The sequence below is a fragment of the Coprococcus hominis (ex Arizal et al. 2022) genome, assembly GCF_040094675.1.
GTDB lineage: Bacteria > Bacillota > Clostridia > Lachnospirales > Lachnospiraceae > Coprococcus_C > Coprococcus_C hominis.
Genome location: NZ_JBBNHG010000027.1, coordinates 37,174 through 51,266, shown reverse-complemented (window position 1 = coordinate 51,266; position 14,093 = coordinate 37,174). Strand labels below are relative to the sequence as shown.

General features: G+C 39.6%; 13 protein-coding genes. 6 read left to right on the top strand and 7 right to left on the bottom strand.

Annotation, left to right across the window (positions count from 1 at the left end; all coding sequences use genetic code 11):
* Positions 1-11: 11 nt before the first annotated feature.
* The gene (gene rsmG / locus AAAT93_RS04965) at positions 12-734 is read right to left on the bottom strand and encodes a 16S rRNA (guanine(527)-N(7))-methyltransferase RsmG (protein WP_118374736.1); all 723 of its coding nucleotides are present in this window, start codon (positions 732-734) and stop codon (positions 12-14) included.
* Between the two features lie 11 nt (positions 735-745).
* On the bottom strand, positions 746-2,707 hold the full coding sequence (mnmG, locus tag AAAT93_RS04960) for a tRNA uridine-5-carboxymethylaminomethyl(34) synthesis enzyme MnmG (protein WP_227573588.1): 1,962 nt from the start codon (positions 2,705-2,707) through the stop codon (positions 746-748).
* Between the two features lie 418 nt (positions 2,708-3,125).
* On the opposite strand from mnmG, the gene mnmE reads away from it, so the two are divergent.
* Positions 3,126-4,502 (top strand): tRNA uridine-5-carboxymethylaminomethyl(34) synthesis GTPase MnmE, encoded by a 1,377-nt coding sequence (gene mnmE / locus AAAT93_RS04955; RefSeq protein ID WP_227573587.1) that lies wholly within the window; start codon positions 3,126-3,128, stop codon positions 4,500-4,502.
* A 440-nt stretch (positions 4,503-4,942) separates the two neighbouring features.
* Here the strand turns inward: mnmE and jag are convergent, their stop codons facing one another.
* The 5 genes from jag to rpmH are packed head-to-tail and all read right to left on the bottom strand — an operon-like array spanning position 4,943 to position 7,653.
* Complete coding sequence (gene jag, locus AAAT93_RS04950; RefSeq protein WP_227573577.1) at positions 4,943-5,572, bottom strand: RNA-binding cell elongation regulator Jag/EloR; 630 nt, start codon at positions 5,570-5,572, stop codon at positions 4,943-4,945.
* Positions 5,573-5,587: 15 nt separating this feature from the next.
* Positions 5,588-6,865 (bottom strand): YidC/Oxa1 family membrane protein insertase, encoded by a 1,278-nt coding sequence (locus AAAT93_RS04945; protein WP_021984103.1) that lies wholly within the window; start codon positions 6,863-6,865, stop codon positions 5,588-5,590.
* Between the two features lie 40 nt (positions 6,866-6,905).
* Positions 6,906-7,118 (bottom strand): membrane protein insertion efficiency factor YidD, encoded by a 213-nt coding sequence (yidD, locus tag AAAT93_RS04940; protein ID WP_021984102.1) that lies wholly within the window; start codon positions 7,116-7,118, stop codon positions 6,906-6,908.
* Positions 7,115-7,477 (bottom strand): ribonuclease P protein component, encoded by a 363-nt coding sequence (gene rnpA / locus AAAT93_RS04935; protein WP_021984101.1) that lies wholly within the window; start codon positions 7,475-7,477, stop codon positions 7,115-7,117. The genes yidD and rnpA overlap by 4 nt, the downstream gene beginning before the upstream one ends.
* Before the next feature lie 41 nt (positions 7,478-7,518).
* Positions 7,519-7,653, bottom strand: a complete 135-nt coding sequence (gene rpmH, locus AAAT93_RS04930) for a 50S ribosomal protein L34 (protein ID WP_021984100.1) — start codon at positions 7,651-7,653, stop codon at positions 7,519-7,521.
* 414 nt (positions 7,654-8,067) lie between these two features.
* Between rpmH and dnaA the strand changes: the two genes are divergently transcribed.
* From dnaA to gyrB, 5 genes are all read left to right on the top strand, one after another.
* Positions 8,068-9,447 carry a chromosomal replication initiator protein DnaA gene (gene dnaA, locus AAAT93_RS04925; protein WP_021984099.1) on the top strand — a complete coding sequence of 460 codons (1,380 nt, stop codon included), beginning with the start codon at positions 8,068-8,070 and terminating at the stop codon, positions 9,445-9,447.
* Between the two features lie 267 nt (positions 9,448-9,714).
* Positions 9,715-10,830 (top strand): DNA polymerase III subunit beta, encoded by a 1,116-nt coding sequence (gene dnaN, locus AAAT93_RS04920; RefSeq protein ID WP_021984098.1) that lies wholly within the window; start codon positions 9,715-9,717, stop codon positions 10,828-10,830.
* An 11-nt stretch (positions 10,831-10,841) separates the two neighbouring features.
* Positions 10,842-11,057 (top strand): RNA-binding S4 domain-containing protein, encoded by a 216-nt coding sequence (locus AAAT93_RS04915; protein ID WP_117780903.1) that lies wholly within the window; start codon positions 10,842-10,844, stop codon positions 11,055-11,057.
* Positions 11,058-11,081: 24 nt separating this feature from the next.
* Positions 11,082-12,173, top strand: coding sequence for a DNA replication/repair protein RecF (gene recF / locus AAAT93_RS04910; RefSeq protein ID WP_117780900.1), 1,092 nt, complete (start codon positions 11,082-11,084; stop codon positions 12,171-12,173).
* Entirely contained in the window at positions 12,166-14,088 is a 1,923-nt protein-coding gene (gene gyrB / locus AAAT93_RS04905; RefSeq protein WP_227573576.1) for a DNA topoisomerase (ATP-hydrolyzing) subunit B, read from the top strand. The genes recF and gyrB overlap by 8 nt, the downstream gene beginning before the upstream one ends.
* Positions 14,089-14,093 lie beyond the last annotated feature (5 nt).

Sequence of the window (14,093 nt, the reverse complement as noted above, 5' to 3'; positions counted from 1 at the left end):
CCCCTTGGCTATTAGCCGAGGGGTTGTTTGCTTGCAGTTCCTGCTTTCCGCGGATATGCTTTTGGTGTCTGTTTTTCTTTTCTGATAAATACAAAGCTCCGGCTGATATCCGAATCCGGAAGCATGAGTTTTTCTACTTTTTCAATCTTACCACCGAGAATCTGGATTGCCTTTTTTCCCTGTGTGATTTCTTCCTCTACCGTTCCTGTCTTATATGGGATAAAATATCCACCAGCCTTCACAAATGGAATACAATATTCCGAAAGCACTGCCATATTCGCAACAGCACGCGAAACTACAAAATCATATTTTTCACGCATTGCCTTATCTCTGGCACCTTCCTCTGCACGTCCATGCACCGCTGATATCTCATTCAGGTTTAACGCATCAATCACTTCCTGTAAGAATTTAATGCGTTTATTCAGAGAATCAAACAACGTTACCTGCAGATTTGGAAATGCAATTTTTAACGGAATACCCGGAAATCCAGCTCCTGTTCCCACATCAATGATCTTATACGGTTTTTCCCACATCTTCACATATCCGGCAAGTGCAAGACTGTCAATAAAATGTTTCAGAATTACTTCTTCCCGCTCTGTAATAGCCGTCAGATTCATCACCTTGTTTTTCTCAATCAGCATATCATAATACTGCTCGAATTGTGCAAGCTGTGCATCGGTCAAAAGCACCTGTCCCTCTGTGATCTGTTCTACATATATTCTAACTTTTTCCATTTTCTATATTCCTATGCCTGTTTCTTTGTCTCCAGATAAATCATCAACACCGACACATCTGCTGGCGATACACCAGAGATACGTGACGCCTGTCCGAGCGAAGTCGGTCGGATATTTGATAACTTCTGCCGCGCCTCTTTTCGAAGATTTGCAACATCGTCATAATTGATGTCATCTGGAATCTGTTTTTTCTCCATTTTCTGAAAATGTTCTACCTGCTGTTTCTGGCGACTGATATAACCATCATACTTAATTGCAATGTTGATTTGTTCTACCACTTCATTATCCAAAGTAATCTTATCTGTTGTATCAACGCCAAGCAATACCCGATATGCTTCCTGTCTGCCAGTATCCAATTCTTCCAGTGCTTCATAAGAAAGCTCTGGTCTGCGGATAAGTTCTGCCAGCGTTGCGGCTGTTCCAAGTGAAGAGCTTCCATGCTTTGTCAGAAAATCCTGTACATGCTTATTTGCGCCAACTGATATCTCGTTCATACGTGCAATTTCCGCATCAATCTGTCTACGCTTCTCGCAGAATTTCTCATAACGGGCTTCATCAATCAGACCAATCTCATGTCCGATATCTGTCAGTCTCAGATCTGCATTATCCTGCCTTAAAAGCAGTCGATACTCTGCACGGCTCGTCATCATACGGTATGGTTCCTGTGTCTCCTTTGTTACAAGATCATCAATCAAAACACCGATGTATGCCTGGGAACGATCCAAGATCACTGGTGGTTTATTCTGCAGCTTCCGCGCTGCATTGATACCAGCCATGATACCCTGTGCAGCTGCTTCCTCATATCCAGAGCTGCCATTGATCTGTCCTGCACTGAACAGTCCATCCATATCTTTAAATTCCAGATTTGCCTTCAGGTTTGTCGCATCAATACAATCATATTCAATCGCATATGCATTTCGAACAATTGCTACATGCTCCAGTCCCGGTACTGTATGAATCATCGCATACTGCACATCTTCCGGCAGAGAAGAAGACATACCACCCATATACATCTCATTTGTAAATTCACCCTCCGGCTCAATAAACAACTGATGGCGGTCTTTGTCCGGGAACTTCATGACCTTATCCTCAATAGAAGGACAGTATCTCGGTCCGGTTCCCTCAATAAATCCAGAGAAGAGCGGAGAACGGTCAATATTATCCTTGATAATCTTATGTGTTTCCTCGTTCGTATAAGTCAGCCAGCAGGAAATCTGATCCCGCTTGATATCTTCCTCTTTATTCGTAAAGGAAAATGGAACGATATGCTCATCACCTTTTTGCTCCTGCATCTTGGTAAAATCAATCGTCTTTTTATCTAGTCTTGCTGGTGTACCTGTCTTAAATCGCCGGATAAAGATACCTGCATCCCGCATGGAATCAGACAAGTGATTTGCTGCTGAAAGACCATTTGGACCCGTATAATTCACAACATCACCATAGATGCATCTTGCCTTCAAATACGTTCCAGTACATAAGATAACTGCCTTTGCATGATACACTGCACCTGAATACATACGGACGCCACAGATGATTTTCTGGTCTTTCATTTCATCGGTAATTTTCGTATCATATAAAAGCTCAGCGACCTCACCCTGACGGAGTGTCAGATGTTCCTGATTCTGAAGTGTTAAACGCATCTGCTTTGTATATTCGCCCTTGTCTGCCTGTGCACGTAAAGAGTGTACGGCAGGACCTTTGGATACATTCAGCATCTTGCTCTGAATATAGGTCTTATCAATATTTTTACCCATCTCACCGCCTAAGGCATCAATTTCACGCACCAGATGTCCTTTGGAGCTTCCACCGACATTTGGGTTGCATGGCATCAGGGCAACGCTGTCCATGCTGATAGTGAACAGGATGGTTTCAAGACCGAGTCGAGATGCTGCAAGGGCGGCTTCACAGCCCGCATGGCCGGCACCAACGACGATAATATCATATTCTTCCTCTATATATTTTTTCTCCACGATAAAATCCTCTTAAAGATAATTCAAACCTATTTACTTCTATAAACGAGATTTCTAAATTACCAAATTCTTCGCAGACACACTCCCGTTCGGCTCATCACGCAATGGTACTAAATTCGCAGTAACACTAATTCAACGAATTAGTATCCCTGCTCATTAAGTACCAGCGTGCTTCGACGGTCTGCTTTCGAATTTGTAATATTAGAAATCTCAATTCACATATATGACTGGTTTGAATTATCAATCTACATATTCTTCTTTAATTGAATCATTGTATATTTAATTATGTTGTAACTACAATTTTAACTTATTAATTATACCTTGTTGAATAAAAAAAGAAAAGGTATAATAGAGGAAATTGTGATTTTCCCGTATGTTGGTGCATTCACATGCGGGTACCTTATTGAAAGAAAGGTGTTTGATTATGGGTGAGACGATTGCTGCGATTGCAACCGGGATGGGAGATTCCGGCATAGGCATTATACGAATCAGTGGAGATACAGCGTTACAGATTGTAGATCAGATATTTCAACCGGTGAATAAAAAGAAAACAATTTTAAATATGGATAGCTATACCGCTGCTTATGGAAAGATCATCTACGAAGATGAAATCTATGATGAAGCAGTTGCACTCGTCATGCGTGCCCCAAAGACATACACAACCGAAGATGTTGTGGAACTTGATTGTCATGGTGGTATCACCGTATTAAAACGTGTGTTAGATCTCGTGATCCGGCTTGGTGCAAGACCAGCTGAACCGGGTGAATTTACGAAGCGTGCATTCTTAGGTGGACGGATTGATATGTCACAGGCAGAATCTGTCATGGATCTCATTCATGCCAAAAATGATATGGCAGCAAAATCATCCCTGATTCAGCTTCGTGGTGAATTAAAGACTGTGATTACAGACTTGCGTGATACTTTACTTTATAACATCGCATATATTGAATCCGCCTTAGATGACCCTGAAAATTATTCATTAGATAACTTTCCACAGCAATTACACACCACTGTGGATAACATGTTGATAACTGTGAATCATTTACTGTCAACCAGTGAGAATGGACGTATTATCAAAGAGGGAATCCGTACAGTTATTGCTGGACGTCCAAATGCAGGTAAATCCTCTGTTTTGAACATGCTGTTAGGCGAGGAACGTGCGATTGTTACAGAGGTTGCCGGTACAACGAGAGATACGCTGGAGGAACTGGTCAATATCGATGGAATTACGCTAAATATCGTGGATACAGCGGGTATTCATGATACAGAAGATATCGTAGAAAAAATCGGTGTAACCAAGGCTATGACAACGATTTCTGACGCGGATCTGATTCTTTATATCGTGGATGGAACATGCGCTCTAAATGATGATGATTACCGTATTATGGACGCTTTACAGGGCAAAAAAGTCATCACTTTGATCAATAAAAACGATCAGAATCTGGTTGTGGATAAGTTGGGGATAACTTCAAAATTAGAGACTAAAATACTGGAAATATCAGCGAAAGAGGGCACTGGCAAAGAACAGCTTCACGACCTGTTGAAGTCCATGTTCTTCAATCAGGAGCTCACCTATAACGACGAACTTTACATTACCAACCTGCGCCACAAATCATTACTCTATGACACAAGAGAGAGCCTGAACAAAGTCTTAGAAAGTATCGACATGGGAATGGGAGAGGACTTCTTCACGATTGATCTGATGTCCGCCTACACATCGCTTGGCAAAATCATTGGAGAAGAACTTGAAGACGATCTCGTCAACAAAATATTCGCCGAATTCTGTATGGGTAAATAAAGGTCACTTATCTCGCAGAAGAAAATTATAATATAAAAAATAAATTCATAAGGAAAATAATAAAAATTCAATTATATTCTTAATATAAATTAATAATTGCAAAAAACAATCAATACTTGAATTCATATATTTCAATATGAATTCATTCTAATATACAATATGTTTGAATCCTAGAAGTTCTTAATGTTCTGTAATTAGACTAGCCATGTTTGAACACGATGTTCAAACAAGCCGCCACTGAGCCATGGATGGCGAATTGGCGGCGGTGGCGTATTATATCAATATATAAATCAGAACATTTAGAACTTCTTAGATTCAATACATTGTATATAGAATGAACCATATTGAAATATATGTTCAATTACTACTGTGTTTTGCAGTTATTTCAACACACTAAAAAAGGATACTCGTAAAAGAGTATCCTTTTCTTTTAACTTTAATTAAGCATTTTTCTTCAAGTAGATAACAACCTTACGATAAGGCTCTTCACCCTCACTTCTGGTAGCTACATATTTATCATTCTGAAGAGCAGAATGGATAATTCTTCTCTCATAAGGATTCATAGGCTCTAAAGTAAAAGGTCTTCTTGTTCTCTTAACCTTGAATGAAATATTCTTTGCAAGATTCTCGAGCGTATCCTTTCTTCTTGCACGATAATTTTCTGTATCGAGCTTGACACGGATATAAGATTCACTCTTCTTATTTACAAACAGACTGATCAGATACTGCAGAGAATCCAATGTCTGTCCACGCTTACCAATCAGAATACCCATATCCGGACCTTCCACGTCAATATCCATCGTTGCTTCTGCTTCATCGTAATCGATTGTAACCTTTGCTTCGATATCCATAGCCTTGAATAAGTTATCAAGGTATTCCTGAATATCATCTAAAAAGCTTTCCTTTTTCTTTGCCTTAATGACTGCCTGCTTTGCACCGATTCCAAGGAATCCTGAGGAACCCTTCTCGATTACCTCATAATCAAGCTCTGTGCTTGTACAACCGAACTCTGTAGATGCGAGTGTAATTGCCTCATCAACAGTCTTGGCCTTAAACTCTCTATATTCCATCTTAACTCCTAAATATTACTTATCCTTGTCATTGTTATAATTCTGCATGATATTTGCTTTGGAAGCAAGCGATCCTGCACGATATTTTGTTCCGGCATCATTGCCAGACTTCATTGTGTTAGAAGAATAACTCTTTAAACTTGCATTCTTTACGCCGTTTTCAACCTTTCTTTCATCTGAAGAGGAAGAAGATGCCTGTCCATAAGCAGCCTCCTGCATTTTCTCCATAAAGGATTTCTTGTTTTTCTTCTTCTTTTTTGCATTCTTCTTTGCAGCTTTTGCCATACTCTTTTCCAGTATCTTATCCATATCACAATGCTTAAAGTAAGCATTTGTACAAATCGTTGTTATGAATGAGATAAATGCACCAACTGCCCAGTAAAGACCAACACCACAAGGTACATTGACACAGACAAAGAATGAGAAGATTGGCATGATATACATCATGGTTTTCATAGTTCCCATTGTTGCCTGCTGTGTCGGATCATCAGAAGTCTGAACATTCGTTACCTTCATACTCAAAAACTGGAAGATGAGTGATAATATCGGAATAATAATAGCTGCACGAAATGCAAAACCTGGAACTTCTGTAAGATTTAATCCAAAGAAGTTATTTACATGATTGATGTTGTCAACGTTATTATTTACGAACATTGCATTTACAACATCACCTGTATTTCCAAGCGCATTTGCCAGATTATTCCACATTTTCTCGGAAAAATTAGCAAGCACGTCAATAACGGTATTTGTATTGTTATAATCAATGGAATTCATTGCCAATGCAACCTGCTTACCAGCATCTGCGGTTACAGTTGTTAATGCTTCCTGCGCTTTTGTGTTATTCTGAATTGCAACAGCAATCGGCTTATACATGTCATATACCTTTGGTACATAAGCAGGTATATTCTGAATTACACGATAAAGTGCTAAAAAGATTGGAAGCTGAATCAAAGATGTCAAACATCCACTTGTCATGCTTACACCATACTTACTCTGAATCTCTTTCGTGATTCGCTGTACTTCCATCATTGACTGCTGATCTGTCTTACCTCTGTACTTCTTAGTTGCCTTGTTGATTTCCGGCTGAATCATTGACATAATCTTGCTTGAACGATTCTGCTTATACATCAACGGGAATATGATCAAACGTACGATCAGCGTAAAAAGAATAATCGCAATACCGATTGATTCCACACCAATTGCATTCAACCCGCGATAGAGCAAACTAAGAATAGCTCCTAAAAGCCTCGAAATTGGCTTAATAATAAAGCCACCTGACTGTGTTAAAAACATACTGTCCTCCAATTAGTCGTGTAAGACCCTGTCTTACATATTAAGGAACTGGATCATATCCACCTTTTGAAAATGGATTGCATCGAAGGATTCTCCATACTGTCAGGGCTGTTCCTTTGAAAAAACCATATTTCTGATATGCTTCAATCGCATAATTGGAACAGGTTGGATAATATTTGCAGTGACCATAACGTTTCCAGGGTGAAATGTATTTCTGATACAGACGTATCATCTTAATACATGCCTTTTTCATTCCATCACCTCCGGAACAGTATCCTGCATCAAAATCTCATGTTTTTTCGCCAGATGCAAAAAAGCAGAATCTATCTCATGAAAAGATTTACCTTTTGCATTCATTCTCGCGACAACCACAAGATCATATCCCGGTTTTATCCGATATTGATTCAAACGATACGTTTCCCTGATCAGTCTGGTCAAACGATGCCTGACCACACTATTACCAACTTTCTTACTAACAGAGATTCCAATTCTACTGTAATCCAAGTTGTTGGCCCTCAGATACATCACTAAATACTTATTGGCAAACGATTCTTTTTGGTTATACACCTTGCCGAACTCTCTGTTATTTTTAAGTGTAACTATATGTCTCATACAATTCTCCACTTAATGAAAAAGGTCACAGTACCTGTGACCTACGCTGATAACTGCTTTCTGCCCTTAGCACGTCTTGCGGCCAATACCTTTCTTCCGTTCGCTGTGCTCATTCTCTTTCTGAAGCCGTGAACTTTAGAACGCTGTCTCTTCTTTGGCTGAAATGTCATTTTCATAATGAAAGTCCTCCTTTTCTATATAGTTATGCCCGAAAACTGCATACTCGCCTATTATATTGAAAAAATAAGCTTCCGTCAATAGAAGTTATCCACAAATATATAGGGATATACCCACCTAATTTACATAATGTTATCCACAAATTGTTATTAACTTGTGGAAAACTTGTATATTTCATGTTCATTTATCCTCAAAATGCCTATTTTACGTCATTTTGGATATACACAATTTTCCAAGTAAACCTAATTTTACTTTACATAACATCTTATATCACTCATTATTATTTTTCTTCCTATAATTATGTAGTAAAAATCTCCGAAATCCACGCCCAAAACTTGCTAAAATTCTGAATTTATTGTAAAATAGAATCCAAGTGTGCGGATAAAGGAAGCACGGTATTTAGGAGTTATGATATGAAAGAATTAATCGAATCAAAATGGGAAGAGATCCTGTCTCTTCTGGAAACTGAATATGACATTTCCAGTATCATGATCAATACATGGATTCGTTCCCTCAAAATATATGAGGTTAAAAACAATACGGTTTATTTTTATGTAGATGAAAAGCTCGGTGAGAATGCGCTCAAGTTTTTAAAGCGCAAAGAGTTTGACATTTTTTTACTTTCCTCTATTCGCGAGACATTAAATGACAGTACGATTGATATTGTGATTGACGAAAAGAAAAATCTGATTGAAAGCGACGAAGAAGCCAGAAAAGAGTCTGTACAAAAATCCGACTCTTACAAGGAAGCAGTCAGCCGCAGCAATCTGAATCCAAAATATACATTTGATACGTTCATTGTCGGAGAAGGAAACCGACACGCTCACGCGACATGTCTGGCAGTTGCCGATCTTCCGGGACAGGATAATTTCAATCCATTGTTCTTATATGGAAACTCCGGACTTGGAAAGACGCATCTCATGCAGTCCATCGCACATTACATCCTGCAGAAGGATGATAAGACGAAAGTTTTGTATGTACCATCTGAGACATTTACACATGAGATTATCGACGCAATCAAGAATCATACAACAAATGAATTCCGTGAAAAATACAGAAATGTGGACGTCCTGTTGATTGATGACATTCAGTTTATCATCAAAAAAGAGAGTACACAGACGGAATTTTTCAATACGTTTAATGAACTTTATAATAATAAGAAACAGATTATTCTTTCTTCCGACCAGCCTCCAAAGGAGCTGCAGTCTTTGAATGAAAGAATCCGTTCCCGTTTTGAATGTGGTATCCCGATTGATATTCACGAGCCTGACTATGAAACACGTATGGCAATCCTCAAGACGAAAGCGGAGATGGATCATTTAAATGATATTCCGGAAGAAGTGTTCCAGTATATCGCTGAGAATGTAACCAACAACATCCGGGAGCTCGAAGGTGCTCTTCATAAGATAGGCATTTTCTCCAAGCTTATGAAAGAAGAAGTTACACTGGAGACAGCCAAGGAATCTCTAAAGGATCTGATCAACAAAGAGAAGAATGAAACAATTACCGGTGAGACAATTCTCAAGACAGTATCCGAGCATATGAATATCTCTCCAGATGATATTCGCTCCAAGAAGCGTAGTCAAGATATCGCGACAGCCAGACAGGTCGTTATGTACTTATGTAGAAAGCTTACCGTCATGTCTCTGCAATCTGCGGGCAATATCGTCGGCGGTCGTGACCATACGACAGTCATCAACGGCATTAACCGTGTTGAGGCGAAACGGAAAGAAGATCCGGCATTCAACAATACGATTGAGACGATCATCAAAAAGCTGGATACAAACGCATAGATTTACACATAAATTTGTGATTTGATTGAATATAACCTGTTGACACTTTTTTGAACCATTCTTATGTTAACTTTAATGTGTGAAGTTATCCAGATGCTTCCACAGAGAGTGAAATGCATTTCAACATGGTTATAAAGGTGGATTTAACCAGCAGCCATCAATGTTTTTGAGGGTTATATACATATCCACAGCTACTACTATTACTACTACTAATTTATATTCTATATTTATGACTCAGGCACAGCCTCGAAAGGAGTTTCAACTAACATGAAGATAAAATGTTCAAAAGTAAACCTGTTAAATTCTCTTAACATCGTTTCAAAAGCAGTTTCTACAAAAACAACATTACCAATCTTGGAATGTATCTTAATTGATGTATATGCAGACAGCATTAAGCTGACAGCAAATGACCTTGAGATTGGTATTGAAACAATCTTAGATGGTGAAGTAATCGAGATGGGACGCATTGCGATTGAAGCAAAGCTGTTCAATGATATCGTTCGTAAGCTTCCAAACAGTGAAATCTTTATCGAAACAACACCGGATTATAATACAATCATCCGTTGTGAAAAATCAAAGTTTGTCATTCCATCCAAATCTGGTGAGGACTTTACAGAACTTCCTCAGATTGAGAAGGAAAAGAGTATTGAACTTTCCCAGTTTTCTTTGAAGGAGATTATCCGACAGACAATATTCTCTATCTCAGATAATGAGAATAACAAGCTGATGACTGGTGAGTTGTTTGAGGTAAAGGATGGTGTGCTTCAGGTCGTATCTCTGGATGGACATCGTATTTCACTTCGTAATCTGGCATTGAAGGGAAATGCTTCGAATGTAAGCGTTGTTGTACCGGGAAAGACACTCAATGATCTGTCAAAGATCATCACAGGTGGTGTCGATGATATGGTAACGGTTTACTTTACAGACAGACATATTTTATTTGAGTTTGAGAATACAATAGTAGTATCCCGTCTGCTTGAGGGAGAATATTTCAAGATCGTACAGATGCTTTCTATGGATCATAAGATCAAGGTTCGCGTAAATAACAGAGAGTTGTTTGATTGTATCGATCGTGCTTCTATCCTTATGCGTGAGTCAGATAAGAAGCCAATCGTTGTCAGTATCAAAAATGATAACCGTATGTATCTCAAAGTCGATACGATGATGGGTTCCATGAATGAAGAAATAGAAATCACAAAGGATGGAGAGGAAATCATCATTGGATTTAATCCAAGATTCCTAACAGATGTGTTGAAGGTTATTGACGATGAAGACATCTTTATCTACATGCGTGATGCAAAATCACCATGTATCATCCGGGATGATGCAGGAACTTATATCTATGTTGTATTACCAGTCAATATCAATGCGGGGGCTTATTAATCATGGGTGAGATGCATATTTTAAAGCTTCGCGAGGGCGAGGAATATATCAAATTAGGACAGGCACTTAAAGCGACTGGTCTTGCAGATTCTGGAATTGATGCAAAGGAAATCATTCAGCAGGGACTGGTTTTAGTCAATGGTGAGATTGATGAACGTCGTGGAAGAAAGCTCTATGATGGTGATGAAGTCGTGTTTGATGATAATAAGATTAGTATTCAGAAATAATTTCTGTGCAAATGAGGTGTAGGCATGTATATTGAAAATCTGGCACTGCAAAATTACAGAAATTATGCGCGTGCCGAGATTACATTTTCCGATGGTATCAACATTTTATATGGGGATAACGCACAGGGAAAGACCAACATATTGGAAGCTATCTACCTGATTGGAACGACAAAGAGTCACAGAGGAAGCAAGGATCGGGAAATCATACGGTTTGATGCAGATGAAAGTCATATCCGCGCAGAAATAAAAAAAGATGGTATGCATCGACGGATTGATATGCATCTGAAAAAGAGCAAATCAAAAGGAATTGCGATTGATATGGTACCAATCCGCAGAAGTTCTGAGTTGCTTGGCACGATGAATATGGTTTTCTTTTCCCCGGAGGATCTTTCTATCATCAAAAACAGTCCGGCAGAGCGAAGAAATTTCATGGATATGGAATTATGCCAGTTGGATAAGATTTATGTGAGTCTGCTGGCAAATTATAAAAAAGTGTTAGATCAGAGAAATAATCTGTTAAGGCAGATTAGCTTTGATAAAAGTAAAATGGATATGCTGCCAGTCTGGGATGACCAACTGGTAAAATATGGTATAGAAATCATTAAAAAAAGGAATCATTTTATTGATTTGATAAATGAGATAATTCCTGATATACATAGCAATTTAACGTCGGGAAAAGAACATTTGTGTCTGGTATATGAGAAAAATGCAGAAGAGGAAAGCTTTGCATCGATGCTTGCAGAAAAACAGGAGATGGACTTACGTTATCAGACAACACAGACCGGTCCTCACCGCGATGATATCGCGTTTTTGATCGACGGTATGGATGTGAGAAAGTTCGGTTCGCAGGGACAGCAGCGTACAGTGGCGCTGTCATTGAAGCTTGCAGAAATCGAGCTGGTAAAGAGACTGATACAGGATAATCCCATATTACTGTTAGACGATGTAATGTCTGAGCTGGATCGAAGCCGGCAAGATGCGTTATTAGAGTCTATTCGAGGAATCCAAACGATTCTTACATGTACAGGATATGATGATTTTATAAAGGAACGGCTGACAATCGATAAAGTCTATAAGGTTGTTGCCGGAACGATACAGGAGGAGTTAGATGGGTAATCAAAATGAAAGCAATTATGATGCGAATCAAATCCAGATTTTGGAAGGTTTGCAGGCGGTTCGTAAAAGACCAGGTATGTATATCGGTAGTACCTCGACAAGAGGACTTCATCATCTTGTATACGAAATCGTAGACAATGCAGTCGATGAGGCATTGGCAGGATTCTGTACAGAAATCGATGTATCAATCAATGAAGATGGTTCTGTCACCGTTATCGATAATGGACGTGGTATCCCGACAGGTATCCACAAGAAGGCTGGAATTCCTGCAGTTGAGGTTGTATTTACAATCCTGCATGCCGGCGGTAAGTTCGGCGGTGGCGGATACAAGGTATCCGGTGGTCTGCATGGTGTAGGTGCATCGGTTGTAAATGCGCTTTCGAACTGGCTGGAAGTTGAGATTTCCAGAGATGGAAAGGTCTATAAGCAGCGTTATGAACGTGGAAATGTCGTGTATAAGTTAAAAGAGATTGGCAAGACCGATAAGACCGGAACGAAGGTTACATTTATGCCGGATGATACGATCTTTGATGATACAATCTTTGATTATAAGGTGCTTCGTACAAGACTTCGTGAGATGGCTTTCCTGACAAAGGGATTGAAGATTAATCTTGAAGATAAGCGTGAGGGCAAGGAACAGAGAGAATCCTTCCACTATGAGGGTGGTATCAAGGAGTTCATCGCTTATTTGAACAAGACAAAGACTGCGCTTTACGACAAAATTATCTATATCGAAGGTAACAAAGATGATATTTATGTCGAAGTGGCAATGCAGCACAACGATTCTTACAACGAGCTTACTTTGAGCTTTGTAAATAATATCAACACACCGGAAGGTGGTATGCATCTGACAGGATTTAAGAGTGCTATCACGAAAGTCTTCAATGATTATGCAAGAAGCAATAAGATTCTGCGTGACAAAGAAGAAAACCTGTCCGGTGATGACTTACGAGAAGGTCTGACCGCTATCGTAAGTATCAAGATTCCGGAGCCACAGTTTGAAGGACAGACAAAGCAGAAGCTTGGTAATGCAGAAGCGAGAACTGCAGTCGAAGGACTTGTGACAGAGAAACTTACGTATTTCTTAGAGCAGAATCCTCAGGTGGCAAAGGCTATCGTAGGAAAAGCAGTTGTCGCACAGCGTGCCCGCATGGCAGCCAGAAAAGCAAGAGATGTTGCCCGTAAGAGTACACTTGAGACGAACATGGCGCTTCCCGGTAAACTTGCCGATTGTTCAGATCCAAATCCAAAGAACTGTGAAATCTATATCGTAGAGGGAGATTCCGCCGGCGGTTCTGCAAAGACTGCCAGATCCCGTGCAACACAGGCAATCCTTCCGCTGCGTGGTAAGATTCTGAATGTAGAGAAAGCAAGAATCGACCGGATTCTGGAAAATGCAGAGATTAAAGCCATGATTACTGCATTTGGTACCGGTATTCGTGAAAATTTCAATATTGAAAAGCTTCGTTATGACAAGATCATTATCATGACCGATGCCGATGTCGATGGTGCACATATTGCAACCTTGATGTTAACCTTCTTCTTCCGGTTCATGCCGGATCTGATCAAGGAAGGACATGTATATCTGGCACAGCCACCGCTGTACAAGCTGGAGAAAAACAAGAAGACATGGTATGCATACAGTGACGAAGAGCTGGCAGATATCTTAAATGAAGTTGGTCGTGACCAGAATAACAAGATCCAGCGATACAAAGGACTTGGTGAGATGGATGCCGAACAGTTGTGGGATACGACGATGGATCCGGAAAAGCGGATTTTATTGCGTGTAGCAATTGATGAGAATAGTGAGTCTGAGCTTGACTTAACCTTCGATACATTGATGGGTGAGAGAGTAGAGCCAAGACGTGAATTTATTGAGGCAAATGCAAAATTCGTTAAGAATCTTGACATTTAAGTAGG

Coding starts and splice junctions, on each gene's coding strand:
- rsmG (WP_118374736.1), bottom strand. CDS start 734: ATGGAAAAAGTTAGAATATATGTAGAACAGATCACAGAGGGACAGGTG.
- yidD (WP_021984102.1), bottom strand. CDS start 7,118: ATGAAAAAGGCATGTATTAAGATGATACGTCTGTATCAGAAATACATT.
- gyrB (WP_227573576.1), top strand. CDS start 12,166: ATGGGTAATCAAAATGAAAGCAATTATGATGCGAATCAAATCCAGATT.
- rnpA (WP_021984101.1), bottom strand. CDS start 7,477: ATGAGACATATAGTTACACTTAAAAATAACAGAGAGTTCGGCAAGGTG.
- AAAT93_RS04945 (WP_021984103.1), bottom strand. CDS start 6,865: ATGTTTTTAACACAGTCAGGTGGCTTTATTATTAAGCCAATTTCGAGG.
- rpmH (WP_021984100.1), bottom strand. CDS start 7,653: ATGAAAATGACATTTCAGCCAAAGAAGAGACAGCGTTCTAAAGTTCAC.
- dnaA (WP_021984099.1), top strand. CDS start 8,068: ATGAAAGAATTAATCGAATCAAAATGGGAAGAGATCCTGTCTCTTCTG.
- jag (WP_227573577.1), bottom strand. CDS start 5,572: ATGGAATATAGAGAGTTTAAGGCCAAGACTGTTGATGAGGCAATTACA.
- AAAT93_RS04915 (WP_117780903.1), top strand. CDS start 10,842: ATGCATATTTTAAAGCTTCGCGAGGGCGAGGAATATATCAAATTAGGA.
- recF (WP_117780900.1), top strand. CDS start 11,082: ATGTATATTGAAAATCTGGCACTGCAAAATTACAGAAATTATGCGCGT.
- dnaN (WP_021984098.1), top strand. CDS start 9,715: ATGAAGATAAAATGTTCAAAAGTAAACCTGTTAAATTCTCTTAACATC.